Annotated in this window: 18 protein-coding genes; all 18 read left to right on the top strand. The window is 59.6% G+C overall.

Going from position 1 to position 20,038, the window contains the following annotated elements; translation table 11 throughout:
- Positions 1-23: 23 nt before the first annotated feature.
- Complete coding sequence (locus tag HMPREF9463_RS09930) at positions 24-980, top strand: ABC transporter permease (RefSeq protein WP_035138896.1); 957 nt, start codon at positions 24-26, stop codon at positions 978-980.
- 3 nt (positions 981-983) lie between these two features.
- Positions 984-2,999, top strand: coding sequence for a dipeptide/oligopeptide/nickel ABC transporter permease/ATP-binding protein (locus tag HMPREF9463_RS09925; protein ID WP_035138893.1), 2,016 nt, complete (start codon positions 984-986; stop codon positions 2,997-2,999).
- The gene (locus tag HMPREF9463_RS09920) at positions 3,000-3,827 is read left to right on the top strand and encodes an ABC transporter ATP-binding protein (protein ID WP_035138891.1); all 828 of its coding nucleotides are present in this window, start codon (positions 3,000-3,002) and stop codon (positions 3,825-3,827) included. It begins immediately after the preceding gene.
- Positions 3,828-3,907: 80 nt separating this feature from the next.
- Positions 3,908-4,885, top strand: coding sequence for an acetylxylan esterase (locus tag HMPREF9463_RS09915; RefSeq protein ID WP_035138890.1), 978 nt, complete (start codon positions 3,908-3,910; stop codon positions 4,883-4,885).
- Positions 4,878-5,729: an acetylxylan esterase gene (locus tag HMPREF9463_RS09910; protein ID WP_035138889.1), complete on the top strand. Its 852-nt coding sequence runs from the start codon at positions 4,878-4,880 to the stop codon at positions 5,727-5,729. Before HMPREF9463_RS09915 ends, HMPREF9463_RS09910 begins: the two co-directional genes overlap by 8 nt.
- Before the next feature lie 68 nt (positions 5,730-5,797).
- Positions 5,798-6,718 (top strand): dihydrodipicolinate synthase family protein, encoded by a 921-nt coding sequence (locus HMPREF9463_RS09905; protein ID WP_035138887.1) that lies wholly within the window; start codon positions 5,798-5,800, stop codon positions 6,716-6,718.
- Between the two features lie 170 nt (positions 6,719-6,888).
- A complete protein-coding gene (locus tag HMPREF9463_RS09900; RefSeq protein ID WP_022094876.1) occupies positions 6,889-7,854 on the top strand; it encodes an ROK family protein in 966 nt (321 codons plus the stop codon).
- Positions 7,855-7,994: 140 nt separating this feature from the next.
- On the top strand, positions 7,995-8,681 hold the full coding sequence (locus HMPREF9463_RS09895) for an N-acetylmannosamine-6-phosphate 2-epimerase (RefSeq protein WP_022094877.1): 687 nt from the start codon (positions 7,995-7,997) through the stop codon (positions 8,679-8,681).
- A 98-nt stretch (positions 8,682-8,779) separates the two neighbouring features.
- Positions 8,780-9,700 carry an RNase adapter RapZ gene (gene rapZ / locus HMPREF9463_RS09890; protein WP_022094878.1) on the top strand — a complete coding sequence of 307 codons (921 nt, stop codon included), beginning with the start codon at positions 8,780-8,782 and terminating at the stop codon, positions 9,698-9,700.
- A gap of 6 nt (positions 9,701-9,706) precedes the next feature.
- The gene (whiA, locus tag HMPREF9463_RS09885) at positions 9,707-10,636 is read left to right on the top strand and encodes a DNA-binding protein WhiA (RefSeq protein WP_035138886.1); all 930 of its coding nucleotides are present in this window, start codon (positions 9,707-9,709) and stop codon (positions 10,634-10,636) included.
- A gap of 193 nt (positions 10,637-10,829) precedes the next feature.
- Positions 10,830-11,855, top strand: a complete 1,026-nt coding sequence (gene gap, locus HMPREF9463_RS09880) for a type I glyceraldehyde-3-phosphate dehydrogenase (protein ID WP_022094880.1) — start codon at positions 10,830-10,832, stop codon at positions 11,853-11,855.
- A gap of 140 nt (positions 11,856-11,995) precedes the next feature.
- Complete coding sequence (gene pgk / locus HMPREF9463_RS09875; RefSeq protein WP_035138885.1) at positions 11,996-13,186, top strand: phosphoglycerate kinase; 1,191 nt, start codon at positions 11,996-11,998, stop codon at positions 13,184-13,186.
- The gene (gene tpiA / locus HMPREF9463_RS09870; RefSeq protein ID WP_035138884.1) at positions 13,179-13,946 is read left to right on the top strand and encodes a triose-phosphate isomerase; all 768 of its coding nucleotides are present in this window, start codon (positions 13,179-13,181) and stop codon (positions 13,944-13,946) included. The genes pgk and tpiA overlap by 8 nt, the downstream gene beginning before the upstream one ends.
- 5 nt (positions 13,947-13,951) lie before the next feature.
- Positions 13,952-15,505, top strand: a complete 1,554-nt coding sequence (gene gpmI, locus HMPREF9463_RS09865; RefSeq protein ID WP_035138883.1) for a 2,3-bisphosphoglycerate-independent phosphoglycerate mutase — start codon at positions 13,952-13,954, stop codon at positions 15,503-15,505.
- A 164-nt stretch (positions 15,506-15,669) separates the two neighbouring features.
- Positions 15,670-15,924: a preprotein translocase subunit SecG gene (gene secG, locus HMPREF9463_RS09860; protein ID WP_006236144.1), complete on the top strand. Its 255-nt coding sequence runs from the start codon at positions 15,670-15,672 to the stop codon at positions 15,922-15,924.
- 291 nt (positions 15,925-16,215) lie between these two features.
- On the top strand, positions 16,216-17,892 hold the full coding sequence (locus HMPREF9463_RS09855) for a peptide ABC transporter substrate-binding protein (protein WP_035138882.1): 1,677 nt from the start codon (positions 16,216-16,218) through the stop codon (positions 17,890-17,892).
- 156 nt (positions 17,893-18,048) lie between these two features.
- Positions 18,049-19,086, top strand: a complete 1,038-nt coding sequence (locus HMPREF9463_RS09850; RefSeq protein WP_022094885.1) for an ABC transporter permease — start codon at positions 18,049-18,051, stop codon at positions 19,084-19,086.
- A 14-nt stretch (positions 19,087-19,100) separates the two neighbouring features.
- Complete coding sequence (locus tag HMPREF9463_RS09845) at positions 19,101-20,036, top strand: ABC transporter permease (RefSeq protein WP_035138881.1); 936 nt, start codon at positions 19,101-19,103, stop codon at positions 20,034-20,036.
- The last annotated feature ends 2 nt before the right edge of the window (positions 20,037-20,038 follow it).

Below are 20,038 nucleotides of genomic sequence, written 5' to 3'. Positions count from 1 at the left end.
CGACAAAAGAAAGGGGAGAGAACGTGAACAACTTGCTACGTTTGATTGGAAGGCGTCTTGTGGCGCTGCCGATCATGGCATTGGGCGTCACCGTCCTGGTGTTCTTCCTTATGTCGTTCTCCAAGACCGACCCCGCCTACACGGCGTTGGGTGACGGTGCCTCGCCCGAGGCGGTTGCCGAGTACCATGAGAAGTATGGTCTGGACGACCCCTGGCCCGTGCGCTACGTGCGCTATATGGGCGATTTGATCCATGGCGACATGGGCACCTATGGTGCTGCTCGCAACTCCGTTGCCAAGCGCATCTCCACGGCCCTGCCCGTCACGATGCAGCTGACCTTCATCGGCCTTGCCATCGGTGCGGTCGTTTCGTTTTTGCTCGGCGTCATCGCGGCACTGTATCGCGACAAATGGCCGGACCAAGTGATCCGCGTCTTTTCCATCGCCGGCTTGGCAACCCCGTCGTTCTGGCTTGCCGTTCTGTTGATCCTGCTGTTCTCTTCCTACCTTAAGGTGCTCCCGGCATCGGGTGCTCTGCCTCACTTCACCACGAATCCGGTTGGCTATCTGGGACGTATGATCATGCCCGCTATCGCCTTGGCATTTCCGCTGACGGGCCAGATGACTCGTATCGTGCGTACCGCCATGGTCGAGGAGCTCGACAAGGACTATGTCCGTATGGCTCGCGGCGCCGGCGTTCCCGAGAAGGTCGTCGTCGGCATCAACGTTCTTCGCAATGCGCTGATTACCCCGGTCACCACCCTCGGTCTTAAGATCGGTTACCTCATGGGCGGCGCCGTCGTCATCGAGGTTATCTTCAACCTCCCCGGCATGGGCACCGCGATTCTGCAGGGCGTTCAGGGCAACGAGGCGAACCTGGTTCAGGGCGTCGTTATCGTCGTTGCTCTTGCCTTCATCATCATCAACATCGTGGTTGACATGCTCTACCTGCTCATCAACCCGCGCATCAGGACGGTGTAGATTATGGTAAAGATTCGAGAGAAGCAAACCGAGCAGCTCGAGAAGGCTGCCTCCAAGGGGCTCAAGCTCGGTGGCTGGAAGAAGATGACGTTGTCTTCTAAGATTGCCGCCGTCGTGCTGGTGCTGGTCGCCCTGACTGCGATTCTGGCGCCCCTTCTTGCCCCCTATAGCCCGGTCGAGATCTTTACGGCTCGCCAGGCTCCCGGCAACGGATTTATCTTCGGTACCGACGATAAGGGTCGCGACATTCTGTCGCGTATGCTCTACGGTGGTCGTTACTCGCTGATTATCGGCTTTGGCGCCACTGCCATGGCTCTGGTCTGCGGCTCAGTCGTGGGCGCCCTTGCAGCGGTTTCGCGCAAGGCCGTCTCCGAGACGATCATGCGTATCCTGGACATCATCATGTCCATCCCGGGCATCGCCCTCGCGGCCGTCTTTGTCTCCATCCTGGGCAACTCCGTGCCGTCGATCATCTTCGCCATCGGCTTTATGTACACTCCGCAGATTGCCCGTATCGTGCGCGCCAACATCGTGTCCGAGTACGGCGAGGACTATGTCCGCGCGGTCATCGTTTCCGGCGCCAAGGCTCCGTGGATTTTGATCAAGCATGTTCTGCGTAACTGCATCGCCCCGATCATGGTCTTCACCGTTACCCTGGTCGCCGACGCCATCATCTTCGAGGCCTCGCTGACCTTCATCGGCGCTGGTATCCAGGAGCCCACCGCTACCTGGGGCAACATCCTCGCCGACGCCCGCGGCGGCGTGCTCGCCGGCCGTTGGTGGCAGGCGCTGTTCCCGGGCCTGGCCATCATGATCACCTGCCTGGCGCTCAACATCCTCTCCGAGGGCATTACCGACGCCATGGCCGCCGCTCCCTCCGCTGCCCTGGATCCTACCGATTCCTCCAAGCGTCGCGAGGCCGACCTGCTGGTCTCCGACCCCGTTCGCGCCTACAAGGAGCAGGCCCAGTCCCTCTCCGCTCGCCTTGGCGCCCTGCGCGATGTCGAGCTCAAGCGTGACGATCGCCACGTGCCCGACGAGTCCGTTGAGCCGATTCTCTCGGTCCGTGACTTCTGCATCCAGTTTGAGCATCACGGTGATATCAACGTCGTCGACCATGTCAACTTTGACGTTCGTCCTGGTCAGACCATGGGCCTGGTGGGCGAGTCCGGTTGCGGTAAGTCCATCACCACGCTGGCCATCATGGGCCTGACCGACGATGACGAGCATCTTTCCGGCGAGGTTCTTTGGGAGGGCCGTGACCTGCTCAAGATGAGCAAGAAGGAGTGGTTCGGCCTGCGCGGTACCGATATCGCTATGGTCTATCAGGACGCCCTGTCCTCGCTTAATCCCTCCATGCTCATCTCTGCCCAGATGAAGCAGCTCACCAAGCGCGGCGGAACCCGCAGCGCCGAGGAGCTCCTGGAGCTCGTCGGCCTCGATCCCAAGCGCACGCTCGAGAGCTATCCGCACGAGCTTTCCGGCGGCCAGCGTCAGCGTGTCCTGATCGCTATGGCCCTTACCCGCGACCCCAAGCTGGTCATCTGCGACGAGCCCACGACCGCTCTGGACGTTACCGTCCAGAAGCAGGTCATCAAGCTGCTCAACGATCTTCAGGCCAAGCTCGGCTTTGCCATGATCTTCGTTTCGCATGACCTGGCTCTGGTCGCCGAGGTTGCCCATAACATCACGGTTATGTACGCTGGCCAGGTTATCGAGCAGGCACCCACCAAGGAGCTGCTCACCAACCCGATCCACGAGTACACCCGCGGTCTTCTGGGTTCCGTTCTGTCCATCGAGAGCGGTTCGGGTCGCCTGCACCAGGTGCCCGGCGCCGTTCCGAGCCCGCGCGATTTCCCCAAGGGCGATCGCTTCGCGCCCCGCTCGAGCCATCCGCGTATTGGCCTGGACACCCGTCCGGTCTTCAAGCGCGTGCCCGGTACCGAGCACTTCTATTCCGAGCTCCCCGACGAGGTGCTCAAGGCAAATGGTTTGACCCCTCACGCGGAGGTGATGTAGATGAGCGAGACCGCAGTCAACGGCGTCGAGCCGATCATCTTCCTTGATGACGTCCACGTCACCTTTAGGACCCGTACCGGCTCGATTCTGCACCCCAACCTGGTTCACGCCGTCCAGGGTGTAACGATTAAGCTCATGCCCGGACAGACCATCGGCATCGTCGGCGAGTCCGGTTGCGGTAAGTCCACCACCGCCAACGTCATGTGCGGCCTGCAGGCCCCTACGAGCGGCAAGGTCTACTTTAAGGGCAAGGACGTTACCAAACGTACCGCCGAGGACCGTCGCCACATGGGTCGCGTCATCTCGGTCGTGTTCCAGAACCCGGCCACGGCGCTCAATCCCCGCATGGTCGTTCGCGAGCAGCTGCTCGACCCCATGCGCGTCCACAACCTGGGTACCGAGGCCGAGCAGGAGAAGCGCGTCAAGGAGCTCCTGGAGCTCACCGGTCTGCCCAGCTCCGCCGCCGAGGTTCTTCCCGGTCAGCTTTCGGGCGGCCAGCGTCAGCGCGTCGCAATTGCCCGTGCCCTGTCGCTGAACCCCGATGCCATCATCGCCGACGAGCCCACCTCGGCTCTGGACGTTTCGGTCCGCGCACAGATTCTGAACCTGTTGACCGACCTTAAGAAGGAGCTCGGCCTGGCCATGGTGTTCATCAGCCATGACATCCAGACGGTCCGCTATATCTCTGACGACATCATCGTTATGAATGGCGGCAAGATCGTCGAGCATGGCGAGGCCAAGCAGGTCTTCCAGCACCCTCAGGACCCCTACACCAAGATGCTGCTCGGCGCTGCGCCGTCGCTGCTGCATCCCAAGCTCGGCGAGTAGCCTCGCTTTCCCTCCCGTGCGCCCGGTTCCCTTGCCGGGCGCACCTCCGTTGCGATTTCGAAAGGTTGGGTTCACGAGCCATGCCAAGTGCTCAAGAGCTACAACAGCAATTTGGTGAATATCGAGGCGCTATGCCCCGTCCATCGGATTTCGATCTCTTTTGGAAGGATCGTATGGCCGAGGCCGACACCGTCGAGCTCGACTACGCGATCGAGGCGGCTTCGGTTGCGGATTCCGCGACCTGTCGGTTTTTCGACCTCTGGTATACCGGCATGTGTGGTGCACGCCTGCATGCCAAGTACCTCAAGCCGGTCTCGGAGGAGCCCATGCCGCTGGTGCTTCAGTTCCATGGATATCCGGGTGCGAGCCGCAGCTGGTTTGAGCAGGCGTCGTTTGCGGGCATGGGCATGGCGCTCATTGCTCTCGACTGCCCCGGCCAGGGTGGCCCCTCCGAGGATATTGGTGGATTTGAGGGCACGACGGTCGCGGGCCATATCGCCGCCGGTATCGACGGCGACCCGGCCAATCTCTACTATGTCCGCTTGCACCAGGATATCCGCATTCTGTGCCGTATCGTTCGCGAGCTCGAGGGCATCGATCTTACCCGCGTGTATGTGAACGGCGCATCGCAGGGCGGCGGTTTGGGTATTGCGACCTGCGCGCTCAATAGCGATTTGGTTGACCGCGCGGCCATCCTCTACCCCTTCTTATCGGACTTCCGCCTGGTTTGGGATCTGGACGCCGACGATATTGCCTACGAGGGTCTGCGCTATTGGTCGCGTTGGTTTGACGAGGACTCGACTCGTATCGAGGAAGCCTATGCCAAGCTGGCGTACTTCGATTCCAAGAACTTTGCCCCCATGGTCAAATGCCCCGTTCTGTTTGGCACGGGCACAGCCGATATCGTCTGTCCGCCGGCGACGCAGTTTGCGGTCTACAACAACCTGACCTGTGAAAAGCGTCATGAGTTCTTTGAAGGTTTTGGCCACGAGGAGATTCAGGACTTTGATGATCTGATCATTTCGTTTTTCTGCGAGGGAGGGGAGGATCATGTCTAAGTGCGAGAGCAATGTTGACGAGCTGATAGTCCCCGGGCTCGTGGGAATTCCTGGAACGGTTTCGTCAAGGCTCGCAGAATATCGGGACTGGCACGGTGATGTCCAAGCAGATATTTCTGATTTAGAGACATGCGCTTCGAATCTTGAGATTCAAGGCCTGGCCATTACGGCGATTGACTTTGTTAACCTCTGCGCCCGTTACTCGGAGGTTTCCTTTGAACTCGGTGACGATGCGGTCCACGCTCGTTTGATTGAGCCTGTTGGTCGTGCCCGAGTATCTGAGCGTGTGCCGCTGTGCCTGATGTTCCACGACATCGATCGGCCTGTGCGCGGCTGGCATCACATGACGAGATTTGCCGCCATGGGGTATGCCGTCCTCGCGCTGGATGACGATGTTGCTGGTGCGGACGACCTGCAGCGGGGGATTGCTTCGCCCGCTTTTGTCAGGCGCGTCCGTTGGGGCTGCGCGCTGGCGAAGGTCGCGCGCAATCTTGATGGCATGGACCCCGACCGCATCTTTGCATGGGGCGAGGGCCTTGGCGGTGGAGTCGCGCTGGCGGTTTCTGCTCTGGACGAGCGGGGCCTTGCCTGCACGGCGGTTGCCAATCCAATTCCCGGTGGCCTCGAGGCTCTGTCGTCTCGGGTGCGCGGATCGGTGCTCATGGGCACATCGCTCATGGATGCCGTGAGCGATCCCAAGGGCCAGCTTGCCGTATTCAACGGTCTTGAGTGTGACCGGAGGCATATCATTTATGCCAAATACGCTCATGAGCGCATCAATGCGTTCGAAAACGAAGTCGTCGACTTCTTTAACCAAACGTTCTACCCGTGTTCTTTGGCCTAGACGGCCTGGACACTGCCAACAAGAGTGGGCGGCATAGGGCCGCCCGCCAGACAACTAAGGAGATTCTTGTGGCAACTCAGAAATTCACCGGCGTTATCCCTCCCGTCGTTGTTCCCGATACCGAAGACCACCAGCTCGATGTTGCCTCCTTTGAGCGCAGCATCAACCGCATGATCGATGCCGGCGTCGATGGCCTGTTCTTCCTGGGCTCTTCGGGCGAGGTCGTCTTCTCCACCGACGAGCGCCGCCGTCAGATCATCGCCGAGGCCGTGCGCATCGTCGACCACCGCGTTCCTGTTCTGGTCGGCATCATCGACACCGAGACCGAGCGCATGATCGAGCACGGTAAGGTCGCTCAGGAGCTGGGTGCCGACGCGCTTGTCGCCACCTGCCCGTTCTATGCCCTGCAGGGCATGACCGAGGTCGAGGAGCACTTCCGCATCCTTCACGAGGAGCTCGACCTGCCCATCTTTGCCTATGATATTCCCGTCTGCGTCCACACCAAGCTCCCCTGGAAGCTCCTTGCCAAGCTCGGTGCCGAGGGCGTCCTGGCCGGCGTCAAGGATTCCTCGGGCGATGACATCTCGTTCCGCTACCTCGTTCAGGAGAACGAGAAGAACGGCCATCCGATGAGCATCCTCACCGGTCACGAGGTTGTTGTCGACGGCGCTTACCTCGGTGGCGCCGACGGTTCCGTCCCGGGTCTCGCTAACGTTGAGCCCGAGGGCTACGTGCGTCAGTGGAAGGCCGCTCAGGCTGGTGACTGGGCTACCGTCAAGGCTGAGCAGGATCGTCTCAATGAGATTTCGCACATCTGGGACGTCACCTCGGGCGTCCAGGGCTATGCCGGTGGCGTCGGCGCCTTCAAGACCGCTATGAACCTCATGGGCATCTTCGACAGCCCGACCATGCCGCGCCCGGTGAAGGCCATGACCGGCGAGAATGTCGAGGCGATTAAGAAGGTCCTCCAGGACAACGGTCTCCTGTAAAGATTCCCCAGGCACCCGATCTTGGGGCTCAAGTGGTCGGGCGTGACCCATTAGGTCAACGCCCGACCACTTTCACCCCAACCTCGGGCACCTGGGAAACCTTTATCATGCTGCGGCGATAACACCGCCTTCATTTCCTGTAGTTGTTTTTATCTCCTAAGGAGAACGACATGGAGAACAAGTACGTCTGCTCTGTCGACATCGGCGGAACTAAGATCGCGACCGCCATTATGGAGTACCCGGCTGACGGCAGCGTGCCCCATCCCGTATTTGAGGCCGAGGTTCCTACTGAGGCCCAGGAGGGCGGCGAGGCCGTCTTCCAGCGTATCGAGGCGTCCATCAAGGCCGCTCTTGAGGCGAATCCCGATGTCGAGGTTCTCGGTGTCGGTATCGGTGCCGCAGGCGTCGTCGATCCCAAGACGGGCGCCATCGCGTATGCCAACGAGATCATGCCCGGCTGGTCCGGCGTTCAGTTGGGGCCGCGTCTGCGCGAGGACCTTGGTCTCCCCGTTGCCGTGGTGGGCGACGTGCAGGCTCATGCTCTGGGCGAGGCCCACTGGGGCGTCGGCAAAGGCAAGTTCTCCGTTTTGTGCTTGGGCATCGGCACGGGCATCGGCGGCGCATATGTCGAGAACGGCCGTGTGATGCAGGGCTTCCATGGTGCTGCCGGTCATATGGGCCACATCGAGTGCTCGGCTGCCGCTGGCATTCCCTGCGCCTGTGGACGTTCCGGTCATCTTGAGTCGGTTGCTTCCGGCACTTCCATTGGTCGTATGTACGATGAGCGCTTTGGTCGCGTCGACCCCAGCCGTCCTTCGGTCGGTCGCGACGTGAACGACCTGTGCCGTGCGGGCGACGCAAAGGCGACCGAGGTCATCCATGACGCCGGCTTTGCGCTGGGCGCCAGCTTGGGCTCGCTTGCCAACATCTTGGATCCCGAGGTCATCGTGCTTTCGGGCGGCGTGATTCACCAGGGTCCCGATTGGCGTTCGCAGACGTGGAAGGATTCGGTGCACGAGGGCTATGCCAGCCAGGCGCTCGATCCGCTTCAAGACACGCCGATTCTCATCGGGTCTCTGGAGGGCGACGCGCCGCTCATCGGTGCCGCCGAACACCTTCTTGCGTCGTTGAAGTAAACATAACTACCAAGTGGGCCTTCTGAGGTGCCGCAGATTGACGTGAAAGAGGAGCGAAGCGTAGTTCGGTACGCGAGCGACGGTTTGAACGTCAAGGTGCGGTGTCTCAGAAGGCTGTTTTGAGAAAGGTTGAGTCGAACATGACCGTTGATCCTTTGATCCAGTCCCTGAAGGGCAAGCTCGTCGTGAGCGTTCAGGCCTATATGGGCGAGCCGCTTCGTACGCCCGAGACCATGGCTCAAATGTCTCGCGCCTGCGAGCTTGGCGGCGCCGCCGCCATTCGCTGCCAAGGCCTTGCCGACATTGCCGCCATTAAGGGTCGCTGTGAGGTTCCTGTTATCGGCCTGTGGAAGGATGGGCACGAGGGCGTCTACATCACGCCGACGCTGCGCCATGCTCGCGCCTGCGTTGCCGCCGGTGCCGATATCGTGGCAATTGATGCCACTGATCGCCCACGTCCCGATGGCAAGACCGTCGAGGACACCTTCCGTCCGCTGCACGAGGAGGGCGTGCTCCTGATGGCGGATTGTGCCACCATCGAGGACATTCGCCGTGCGGTTGATATGGGCTTTGACCTGGTATCCACTACGCTTTCTCACGGTGTCGCCGCCATCGACTGCACCATGGCCGATGGCCCTGATCTGCCGCTCCTGCGTCAGGCGACCGAGGAATTCCCCGGTCTTCCCATCATCTGCGAGGGCCGCGTGCACACGCCCGAGGAGGCCCGCGCCGCGATCGATGCGGGCGCCTGGGCAGTTGTCGTAGGCACTGCCATTACGCACCCCACGAGTATTACAAGTTGGTTCAAGGCTGCGCTTGAGGCGTAAGACAGGCCTCGTATCCGCTTGGGGCGGTATACTCAATAAAGGCAATTGATCGCGCGGGATCCGCTGGCCGGGTCCCGCGCTTGTTTTAGGAGGCACACATGCAAAAGGGAGATGCCATGGATGCGGCGGAGCGCTCGGAGCGCATCCCCGATATCGTCATCATCACCGGAATGTCCGGATCGGGCCGAACGCAGGCCATGCATGTGTTTGAGGACATGGGCTACTTTTGCATCGACAACTTGCCTCCACGTCTCATCGCCCAGCTTGCCGAACTCGTCGGCATCAATACGGGCGTGGGCAGACATCTTGCCGTCACCTGCGACCTGCGCAGCCAGGGTTTGTTCGATGAACTGCTCGATGCCGTTGCCGCGCTCGAGGAGCGCGAGATGAGCTGTGACATCGTGTTTCTCGAGGCCTCTGACGAGGTGCTGATCCGTCGTTATAGCGAAAACCGCCGCCGCCACCCCATTGCCAAGCCGGGAGAGACTACGGCCGATGCGATTCAGCGCGAGCGCCTGCAGCTGCAGGGCGTGCGCGATCGAGCCGATATGATCATCGACACGAGCCGCCTGCGCACCTCTGCCCTGCGCAACAAATTGCGCATGGCGTTCTCCGAGCTGTCCGACCAGCAGCTCATGGACGTTCACGTGTTCTCGTTTGGCTTTAAGCACGGCATGCCCGTCGAGGCGGACATTATGATCGACGTCCGCTTCCTGCCCAATCCGTTCTACGATCCCGAGATGCGCACCATGACCGGTCTCGATAAGAAAGTCTCCGACTTTGTTCTGGACCATCCTAAGACCCAGGAGTTCTGGAAGGCCTGGACGCAGCTGCTCGATACGGTCATGCCCGGCTATATCGCGGAGGGCAAGCCACAGCTTTCTATTGCCATCGGCTGCACGGGCGGTCAACACCGCAGCGTTGCCATCGCCGAGGCCACGGCACGTTATTTAGAAGGTGCCCAGTATCACGTGAGTATTTCCCATCGCGACCTGTCGCGCGCCAACACGAAAGCATAGGTCTGCATGTCGTTTACCGCCGAGGTGCGTGACGAGCTCGCGCGCTGCGAACCCGAATGTGAATACTGCGATTTGTCGACGCTTGCCGCCCTGACGCGTGTGAGCGGTACACTTTCGCTGGCCGGCTCCGGGCGGTATCGTTTGACGGTCGCGACCGAGACGGGTGCCGTCGCGCGCACGATGATCACACTGACGCATCGCATCCTTAAGCTCAAAACGGAATTCACCGTTCGTAAATCGGTCTTGCATAAGGTCCGTAACTATCTCATTACCCTGCCCGATCAGCCCGACCTGGACAAGGCTCTGGTGCTGCTGGGCATTCTCGACCGCAGGGGAGGGCTCGTCGCTGGTGTTCCCCGGCACATCGTTGCCCGTCCCTGCTGCAGGCTTGCCTACATCCGCGGCGCGCTCATCGCCGGCGGTTTCGTGGCCGATCCACGCGGCGATTTTCATTTGGAGATTGCGGTGCAGGGCGAGCAGTATGCCCGGGGGCTTTGCGATCTATTGGAGCAGATTGGGGTCCATGCGCGCGTTAACGCGCGGCGCGGATCCTTTGCCGTCTACATTAAGAGCGCCGAGGAGATCGAGCAGCTTCTAAAGCTGGTCGGCGCCAAGCGCAGCGTTGCCGAGATCGAGGAAGCGCGCGCGGTCAAATTGGTTAAGAACGACGTAAACCGTCGCGTGAATGCCGAGCTGGCCAATCAGACCAGAAGTGCGGGTGCCGCCCAGCATCAGCTTGCGTTGATCGATGAGCTCGAACAGCGGGGTTTGCGCGACACGCTTCCGGACGCCTTGGCGGTCTTTTGCGACCTGCGCGAGCGCTATCCTGATCTGTCACTGCGCGATCTGGGGGAGATGGCTGACCCTCCCTTGTCGAAGTCGGCCCTCTACCATCGAGTTTTGAGGCTTGAAAAGCTCATTGAAGCAAACAGGTAGTTGAGCGAAACTGCTTATATAGGGATTGAACTGCTGTTTTACTCTTTAAAACGTTTTAACGTAAATTTGATTTTCAATTTCGAGCATTCTCGTGAAATTCAAGTCAAAAAAAAGGTATATTAGGCGAGTGGTTAGTTTGTGGGCCTCAACGGCGGGCGCTGTAGCTCGCGGGGGCCTTACGAAAGGAGACACAATGGCAGTAAAGGTTGCTATTAACGGCTTCGGTCGCATCGGTCGTCTGGCTTTCCGTCAGATGTTCGGTCATGAGGGCTCCGAGATCGTCGCTATCAACGACCTCACCTCTCCCGATATGCTCGCTTACCTGCTGAAGTACGACTCCACGCAGGGCAACTACGCTCGCGATCACGAGGTCGTTGCTGGCGAGGATTCCATCACCGTTGACGGCAAGGAGATCAAGATCTACAAGGAGGCCGACGCCAACAACCTGCCTTGGGGCGACCTCGACGTCGACGTCGTTCTCGAGTGCACCGGCTTCTACACCAGCAAGGCTAAGGCTCAGGCCCACATCAACGCTGGCGCCAAGAAGGTCGTCATCTCCGCTCCGGCCGGCAGCGATCTGCCCACCATCGTGTACAACGTCAACCATGAGACGCTGACCGCTGAGGACAACATCATCTCCGCTGCTTCCTGCACCACCAACTGCCTCGCCCCGATGGCCAAGGGTCTGAACGACTTCGCTCCCATCGTGTCCGGCATCATGACCACCATTCACGCCTGGACCGGCGACCAGATGCCGCTCGACGGCCCGCAGCGCAAGGGCAACAAGCGTCGTAGCCGCGCCTGCGCCGTCAACATCGTCCCCAACACCACCGGTGCTGCCAAGGCCATCGGCCTGGTTCTCCCCGAGCTCAACGGTAAGCTCATCGGTGCCGCCCAGCGCGTCCCGACGCCGACCGGCTCTATCACCAACCTCTACGCTGTCGTTGACAAGAAGGTCACCGTCGACGAGGTTAACGCCGCTATGAAGGCCTACGCTGCCACCATCTCCGAGACCTTCGGTTACAACGAGGACGACATCGTCTCCACCGACATCATCGGCGAGACCCACGGCTCCATCTTCGACGCCACTCAGACCATGTGCTCTGACCTCGGCAACGGCCAGACCCTCGTTCAGGTCACCTCTTGGTACGACAACGAGAACTCTTACACCTCTCAGATGGTCCGCACCATCAAGTACTTCGAGAAGTTCGTTGCTTAATTTAGCTTTTAGCGAATAGCTCGTTGAGCGTCTAAAGAAGGGCGCGGCCTTATAGGGCTTACACCCTAGGGTCGCGCCCTTTTTATAGGAAATCGTCTGCCGTAATGGGAGGCAGACACGTACGAAAGGTAGAAGCAAACATGGCCTTTACCAAGAAGACCGTCCGCGACATCGATGTCGACGGCAAGCGCGTTCTCGTCCGCGTTGACTTCAACGTGCCTATCAAGGATGGCGTCGTTGGCGACACCACCCGTATCAAGGCTGCCCTGCCCACCATCAACTATCTCGTTGAGCACAACGCCCGCGTCATCCTCATGAGCCACCTCGGCCGTCCCGAGGGCACTGGCTTCCAGCCTGAGCTCTCCCTTGAGCCTGTCGCCAAGAAGCTCGCTGAGCTCTCTGGTCTGGACGTTGCCTTTGTCGCCGACACTTACGGCGAGAAGGCTGCCGAGGCTGTCGCTGCCGTCGAGCCGGGCAAGGTTCTCGTTCTCGAGAACGTCCGTTTCGACAAGCGTGAGAAGAAGAACGATCCCGAGATCGCCAAGAAGCTCGCTTCCTATGGTGACGTCTTCGTTCTCGACGCCTTTGGCACCGCTCACCGCGCCCAGGGTTCCGTCGTGGGCCCCGCCGCTTACCTGCCCGCAGTCGCCGGCTTCCTTCTCGAGAAGGAGGTCGACACGCTGACCGGTATCTTCGCCGAGCCCGAGCGTCCCTTCGTCGCTATCGTCGGCGGTTCCAAGGTTTCCTCCAAGATCGGCGTTCTCGATCACCTCATCGACTCCGCTGACACCCTGATCATCGGTGGCGGCATGGCCTACACCTTCTTCCTGGCTCAGGGCCTGTCCGTTGGTCAGTCCCTCAAGGAAGAGGACTGGGTCGAGCGCGCCGGCGAGATGCTCAAGAAGGCCGAGGAGAAGGGTGTCAAGATCCTACTCCCCATCGACAACCGTGTTGCCGATCACTTTGGCGAGGACGCTGTCCCCGAGGTTGTTGCTTCCGACGCTATCCCCGACGATCGTGAGGGTATGGACATCGGTCCCAAGACCGAGGAGCTCTATGCCGAGGCTGTCAAGGGCGCCAAGACCGTGTTCTGGAACGGCCCCATGGGCGTCTTCGAGTTTGACAACTTTGCTCACGGCACCCAGGCTATCGCCGAGGCTCTCGCCGAGGCTGACTGCACCTCGATCATCGGCGGTGGTGACTCTGTCGCAGCTGTCAACAAGTTCAACCTGGCCGACAAGATGAGCTGGATCTCCACCGGTGGTGGCGCTTCCATGGAGCTCGTCGAGGGTAAGGCCCTGCCCGGAGTGGAGGCGCTTCTCGATGCCTAATCGCACCCTTCTTATCGCTGGTAACTGGAAGATGAACAACGACGTCGCCGAGGCCGCCAAGCTCGCCGACGAGCTGGCTCAGGCTCTGCCCGAGGTTCCGGCTGGCGTCGAGGTGCTCGTCTGCCCTCCGACCATCGACATCACCACGGTTCATGACCGCATTCAGGCTGCCCCCATCGCCCTCGGTGCACAGAACGTGTACTGGGAGGCCAAGGGTGCCTTCACCGGTGAGTCTTCTTGCGACATGCTCAAGTCCGCTGGCTGCACCTACTGCATCATCGGTCACTCCGAGCGTCGCGACTACTTCCACGAGACCGACGAGGATCAGAACAAGAAGGCTAAGGCTCTCGTTTCCGCCGGTCTTGTTCCCGTCTTCTGCTGCGGCGAGTCCCTCGAGGTCCGCGAGGCTGGCACCTATGTCGAGCACGTCGTGAACCAGGTCAAGGCTGGCCTTGCTGGCCTTGAGATCACCTGCCCCAAGCAGGTCGTCGTCGCCTACGAGCCCATCTGGGCCATCGGCACAGGCAAGACCGCTACCGCCGAGGACGCTCAGGAGGTCTGCGGCGCTATCCGTGAGACCCTCAAGGAGATGTTCGGCGAGGAGCTCGCCAACGGCATCCGCGTGCTGTATGGCGGTTCCGCCAAGCCCGGCAACATCGCCGAGCTCGTCGCCAAGCCCGACGTTGACGGCGCCCTCGTGGGCGGCGCTTCGCTCAAGGCTGCCGACTTCGCCTCTATGGTCGTCAAGGCAGGCGAGTAGGACATATGGCACAACGTCATCTTCCTGCACTCCTGATCATCATGGATGGTTGCGGCCTTGCTCCGGCCGATGGCGAGAACGCCGTCGCCGCTGCCAAGACGCCCTTCCTTGATAGCCTGTACGAGAAGTACCCCCACACCACGCTCGGCGCTTCGGGCGAGGACGTGGGCCTTCCCGACGGCCAGATGGGCAACTCCGAGGTGGGTCACCTCAATATCGGTGCCGGCCGCATCGTGTTCCAGGAGCTTTCGCGCATCAACAATGCCATCAAGGACGGCTCCATCGCCAAGAACGAGGTTTTTGTCAAGGCTATGGACGATGTCAAGGCTGACGGCAAGACTCTCCACCTCATGGGCCTTATGAGCCCTGGCGGTGTTCATTCTCATATGAACCACGTTGAGGCTCTGGTCAAGATGGCTGCCGAGCATGGCGTCAAGACCGTTCGTGTCCACGCCTTCATGGATGGCCGCGACGTCGACCCGCAGTCCGGTGCTGGCTACATGAGCGAGTTCTGCGCCTTCCTTGCCAAGATTTCCGAGGAGACCGGTTGCGACGCTCGCGTTGCCACCGTCTCGGGTCGTTATTGGGCGATGGACCGCGACAACCGTTGGGAGCGCATCCAGCGTGCCTACGACGTCATGGTCAATGCGTCCGATGCCGATACCGACCCCGTTGCCGGCATCAAGGCCTACTACGAGAAGGATCCGCGCGGCGACGAGTTCGTCGAGCCCTTCGCTGCCCACAATGAGGGCATCCACGAGGGCGACGCGGCCATCTTCTTCAACTTCCGTCCCGACCGCGCCCGTCAGATGACCCGCGTGTTCACGGACAAGGAGTTCGACGGCTTTGAGCGCGAGCAGATCAAGCTCTCGCACTTTGTGACGATGACTGAGTACGATCCGACGTTTGACGTCGAGGTCGCCTTCCCCAAGACGTTCCCCGAGAACGTCCTGGCCGACGTTATCGCCGCCAATGGCCTGAAGCAGCTGCACACTGCCGAGACCGAGAAGTACGCCCACGTGACGTTCTTCCTCAACGGCGGCATCGAGGAGCCCAAGGAGGGCGAGGAGCGCGTGCTCGTCGCTTCCCCCAAGGTTGCTACCTACGATCTGCAGCCCGAGATGAGCGCTCCCGAGGTTACCGAGAAGCTCGTCGCCGCCATCAACGAGGATCGCGCTGATTTCTACATCGTGAACTTCGCGAACTGCGACATGGTTGGCCACACCGGTGTCTTCGACGCTGCCGTTAAGGCTGTCGAGGCTGTTGACGATGCCCTGTCCAAGGTTGTCCCGGCGATTCTCGCCAAGGGCGGCTTTGCGCTGATTACCGCCGACCACGGCAACGCCGATCACATGTTTGACGTTGCTTCCGACGGTTCCAAGCATCCGTTTACGGCTCACACCACCAACCGCGTGCCGTTCATCATCGTTGATGAGAAGGCACAGCTCACCGGTATCGAGGACGGTCGTCTTTCCGATATCGCCCCGACTATGCTCACCATGGCTGGTCTGGAGCCTTCCGCCGAGATGACGGGCCGCGTGCTCGCCACCGAGGCCTAAGAGAAAACTCCAAGCGTTTTCATGCAAGGGGGTTGCCCATATTCGGGCAACCCCCATTTTGGTATTTCTGCCATTTCTACCCCGTCCCCGAGTGGCAGGTAGGGGAGAGCGGGGGATTGTGGTACAGTACTGGAGTTTGAATTGTTCTATTAAGGAGCTTATCTATGGGTCCGTTCCAGATTCTTCTGTTTGTCGTTTGGGCTGTCTCTGCCGTGGCGCTGACGATTCTCGTCCTGATGCATTCCGGTAAGGGTACCGGCGTTTCGGATATGATTGCCAGCTCGCTGTATAACTCCAGCTCAGCCACAGGCGTTATGGAGCAGAACCTTGACCGCCTGACCGTCATTATGGCTGTCGTGTTTGCCGTGTGCGTCGTGCTGTGCATGTTCTTCTTCCCGCAGGGCATCGTGGGCTACTAAGCTCGAACCACATAAATATTTGAAAAGGGTTCCGCAAGTGCGGAACCCTTTTTGTTTACATATTTGTAACAGAGTCAAAATATCCTCATATACTTCGCCCAACTAAAGAAAATCTCGACCGTTAACCGGAATTAGCCCCAAATCGTGCATAAAATGCGCTACTATATTGCAATACGTTGGCCCGCTTTGTATAACCAGCCAAAACGGCGGACCGCGTTTGAATGGTTCGATTGGGCTGTCTTGACGTTGCCCGACCGAACTTACTTTGTCCTATCTCATAAGGAGGATGGCATGGCTGATTCTATGTTCCACCAGCCCGTTATGGGTCGTCGCGCCTTTGTCGGCGGCACCCTTGCTGCGAGCTCTATGGCTTTTCTTGCCGCATGCGGCAAGAAGGGCGGCGACACTTCCGGTTCTGAGTCCGGTTCGACGCTGAACTTCTACATCAACAACCCGGTCTGCATCGACCCCTACAATGTTCAGGAAGATCAGGGTACTCAGGTCGAGTACCAGCTCTTTGACGCTTTGACCTCTTACGACGCCGAGAAGGGCGAGATCGTTCCGCTGGCTTGCGAGTCCTTCGAGGCCAACGACGACGCCACCGAGTTTACCTTCAAGATCAAGAAGGCCAAGTTCCACAACGGTGACGACGTTACCTCCAAGTCCTTCAAGCTCGGTTGGGAGCGTCTGGTCAACACCAAGTCGGCCATCGCTACCGAGTACGGCCCTTCCGAGGTCTCCTATCACCTTTCTATGGTCGAGGGCTATGACGACCTGCTTGCCGGTAACGCTACCGAGCTCAGCGGTGTTACTTGCCCCGACGATGAGACCCTCGTCGTCAAGCTGTCTTCCGCTTACGCCGACTTCCCCTTCGTCGCCTCTCACCCGGCTCTGGCCCCGGTTCCCGAGTGCGCCGAGTCCGATGTCAAGAGCTTCTACCTTGCACCGGTCGGTAACGGCCCGTTCATGATGGACGGCAAGTGGGAGGATGGTCAGGAGATCAACCTCAAGAAGTTCGACGATTACTATGGCGACAAGGCCAAGATCGATAGCATCCACTTCCAGGTCATCAAGGACATGGAGACTGCTTACAAGGAGTTCCAGGCCGGTAACCTCGATGTCTGCGACGTTCCCGTTGCTCAGATCGATGCCGCCAAGAAGGATCGCGGCGTGTCCAAGGACGGCTACACCATGGGTGACGGCGAGCGCATGCTGCTCGGCGCCGAGCCTTCCACGTACTATCTGACCTGCAACACCACGGCCGAGCCGTTCAACAACGCCGACCTGCGTAGGGGCATCTCCCTGGCCATCAACCGTGAGGCCATCTGCAAGACCATCTTCAAGGGTACCCGTACCCCTGCCGACGGCATTGTTCCTCCGGGCATCGATGGCTACAAGGAGGGCGCATGGGAGTTCTGCGCCTACGATGTCGACAAGGCTAACGAGTACCTCGACAAGGTTGCTCCCGCTGGCGCTAACGGGGATCGTGGCATTAGCGTGACCCTTTCCTACAACCAGGACGGCGGTCACAAGGAGATCATGGAGTCCATCATCGGCGACCTCGCCAAGGTTGGCGTTACCGCTGTCTCCGATACCCCTGAGTGGTCTGCCCTGCTCGAGCAGTATCAGAACTTTAACTATCAGTTCGGTCGTCTGGGTTGGATTGCCGACTACCCGATCATGGACAACTTCCTGTATCCGCTGTTCCATTCCGACTCCCTCGGTGGCGACAACCGCTCTGGTTACAGCAACCCCGAGTTCGACGCCAAGGTCGACGAGGCTCGTGCTATTGTTGACGACAAGGAGCGCGTCGCTAAGATGCAGGAGGCCGACGCAATGGTCGCTGCCGACTGCCCGGTCATCCCTGTGATGTTCTACACGCACACCATCGTCGGTTCCGATCGCATCAAGCACCTCTATGTCGATCCGCAGAAGCATGCCGAGCTGGGTACCGCTGAGCTCGCCTAAGAGTTTGCAGCTTCCGTGAGGGTCAAGTATTTACGTAGACCTCATGGGAAACATACAGTTCTCCCTAACCTGGGGTAAACTGGCTGATGGTAATTTTGGGATGCCGGTCTGGCGATCGGCATCCCATTTAGGTTAATCCCTAGATAGGGGAGTGGTATGGGTAAGTACATCGTTAAACGTGTGCTTCAGTTCATCCCGGTGTTTTTGGGCGTTACGCTGATTCTGTTCGCCCTCCAGAATATCGTGCCGGGAGATCCGATCAAGCTGATCGGTGGAGACAAGGCTCTGTCCCCCGAGGTGGAGCTTCAGCTTCGCGTCCGCTATCACCTAGTCCAGTCGGACGAGGACGGCAACGCGATTCTTGACGAGAACGGCGATCCCGTTCAAACGTCGCTCGTGGACCGTTACTTGTATTACATGAACGGCCTGCTTCATGGCGATCTGGGCAATTCGTATCAGCGCAAGCTGCCGGTTACGGAAATCTTTGCCCAGAAGTATCCGTATACGGTCAAACTTGCCGCGTGCGCCATCGTGCTCGAGGCAATTATGGGTATCGGTGCGGGTATCATTTCGGCGGTAAAGCGGTATTCCTTCTGGGATATTTTGGTAACGCTTACCACGTCGATCCTCGTTGCGGTCCCGGCCTTCTGGCTCGGTATGTTGCTGCAGCTGTTCTTTGGCGTCATCCTCAAGGACGCCACGGGCGGTGCAATCTCCATGCCGATCTCGGGTGCCGGCGGTTCCAGCTCTCAGTATCAGGATTGGATGCACTATGTGCTTCCGACCATTACGCTGGCTTCGGTTTCGACCGCTTACGCCGCCCGCATTATGCGCTCGCAGCTGCTTGACGTCATGAACCAGGATTACATCCGTACGGCAAAGGCCAAGGGTCTCTCCAATCGCGCGATCATCGTCAAGCATGCGCTTAAGAATGCACTCATCCCCGTCGTTACCTATATTGGTGTCGACTTTGGTGGCATGCTTTCGGGCGCCATCCTGACCGAGACGGTCTTTAACTGGCCCGGTATCGGCTATGAGGTCTATCGCGCCATTAGCATGCGTGACTGGCCCATCGTTATGGGCGGCGTTACGCTCATCGTTGTCGTCGTCATGGTGATCAACCTGCTCGTCGACATTAGCTATGCATTCCTCGACCCGCGCATCCGCCTTGGCGGTCCGTCGGATAAGGCCTAAGGGAGGTACGTCTCATGCAGGAAACTGATTCTCAGTCTCAGGAGCAGGCTACCGCCACCAAGGCCGCATCTGCTCCCGCCAAGTCCCGCACGCTGTGGGGCGACGCTTTTAAGCGTCTTCGTAAGAACAAACTCGCCGTTATCGGTGTCTGTTGGATCATCATCGTCGTTGTGGTTGCCCTGACCGCAGATCTGTGGGCTAAGCCCTGGCTCGGTTCTCCGACGGCTTCCGACTCGACCACCATGGCCGAGACGTCGCTGCTGGCTCCGTGTGCCGAGCACCCGTTTGGCACCGACGCCCTTGGTCGTGACATTCTCGTCCGCGTTATCTACGGTGCGCGCGTTTCGCTGTCTGTCGGAATTATGGCCACCGCGATCTCCACGCTGATCGGTCTGGTCATGGGTGCTCTGGCCGGTTTCTACGGCGGCATCTGGGATACGATCATCATGCGCTGTGCGGACATCTTCCTGGCGTTCCCGTACGTGCTGTTCGTTGTCGCCATGATCGCCGTTATCGGCCGTGGTCTTCAGAACGTCTTTATCGCCATCGGCATTCTTGGCTGGCCTTCGATTGCGCGCGTCTTTCGCTCTGCAATCTTGACGGTCAAGGAAAACGATTATGTTGACGCTGCGCGCGCGATGGGTGCATCTGATGCTCGTATCGTCGTGCGTCACATCTTCCCGAACTCCGTCGCCTCCATTGTGGTCTACGCGACCATGAACATTGGTGGCGCCATTCTGACCGAGTCCGCTCTGTCCTTCCTCGGCATGGGCGTTATTCCGCCTACGCCTTCGTGGGGCTCCATGATTCAGGACGGTCAGCAGTATCTTCTGACTGCTCCCTGGATGATGATCATGCCCGGTCTGGCAATTCTCTCGACGGTGCTCGCCTTCACCCTGCTGGGTGACGGTCTGCGCGACGCCCTCGACGTCAAGATGAAGGACGCATAAGG

The organism is Collinsella sp. 4_8_47FAA, assembly GCF_000763055.1.
Classification (GTDB): Bacteria; Actinomycetota; Coriobacteriia; order Coriobacteriales; family Coriobacteriaceae; genus Collinsella.
The sequence above is the reverse complement of the archived record's forward strand: the minus strand, read 5'-3'. Positions and strand labels throughout refer to the sequence as shown.

Excerpts from the sequence above, each read along its gene's own strand:
- HMPREF9463_RS09925 (WP_035138893.1), top strand. The coding sequence starts at position 984 with ATGGTAAAGATTCGAGAGAAGCAAACCGAGCAGCTCGAGAAGGCTGCC.
- HMPREF9463_RS09920 (WP_035138891.1), top strand. The coding sequence starts at position 3,000 with ATGAGCGAGACCGCAGTCAACGGCGTCGAGCCGATCATCTTCCTTGAT.
- HMPREF9463_RS09915 (WP_035138890.1), top strand. The coding sequence starts at position 3,908 with ATGCCAAGTGCTCAAGAGCTACAACAGCAATTTGGTGAATATCGAGGC.
- HMPREF9463_RS09910 (WP_035138889.1), top strand. The coding sequence starts at position 4,878 with ATGTCTAAGTGCGAGAGCAATGTTGACGAGCTGATAGTCCCCGGGCTC.
- HMPREF9463_RS09900 (WP_022094876.1), top strand. The coding sequence starts at position 6,889 with ATGGAGAACAAGTACGTCTGCTCTGTCGACATCGGCGGAACTAAGATC.
- HMPREF9463_RS09895 (WP_022094877.1), top strand. The coding sequence starts at position 7,995 with ATGACCGTTGATCCTTTGATCCAGTCCCTGAAGGGCAAGCTCGTCGTG.
- rapZ (WP_022094878.1), top strand. The coding sequence starts at position 8,780 with ATGCAAAAGGGAGATGCCATGGATGCGGCGGAGCGCTCGGAGCGCATC.
- whiA (WP_035138886.1), top strand. The coding sequence starts at position 9,707 with ATGTCGTTTACCGCCGAGGTGCGTGACGAGCTCGCGCGCTGCGAACCC.
- gap (WP_022094880.1), top strand. The coding sequence starts at position 10,830 with ATGGCAGTAAAGGTTGCTATTAACGGCTTCGGTCGCATCGGTCGTCTG.
- pgk (WP_035138885.1), top strand. The coding sequence starts at position 11,996 with ATGGCCTTTACCAAGAAGACCGTCCGCGACATCGATGTCGACGGCAAG.
- tpiA (WP_035138884.1), top strand. The coding sequence starts at position 13,179 with ATGCCTAATCGCACCCTTCTTATCGCTGGTAACTGGAAGATGAACAAC.
- gpmI (WP_035138883.1), top strand. The coding sequence starts at position 13,952 with ATGGCACAACGTCATCTTCCTGCACTCCTGATCATCATGGATGGTTGC.
- secG (WP_006236144.1), top strand. The coding sequence starts at position 15,670 with ATGGGTCCGTTCCAGATTCTTCTGTTTGTCGTTTGGGCTGTCTCTGCC.
- HMPREF9463_RS09855 (WP_035138882.1), top strand. The coding sequence starts at position 16,216 with ATGGCTGATTCTATGTTCCACCAGCCCGTTATGGGTCGTCGCGCCTTT.
- HMPREF9463_RS09850 (WP_022094885.1), top strand. The coding sequence starts at position 18,049 with ATGGGTAAGTACATCGTTAAACGTGTGCTTCAGTTCATCCCGGTGTTT.
- HMPREF9463_RS09845 (WP_035138881.1), top strand. The coding sequence starts at position 19,101 with ATGCAGGAAACTGATTCTCAGTCTCAGGAGCAGGCTACCGCCACCAAG.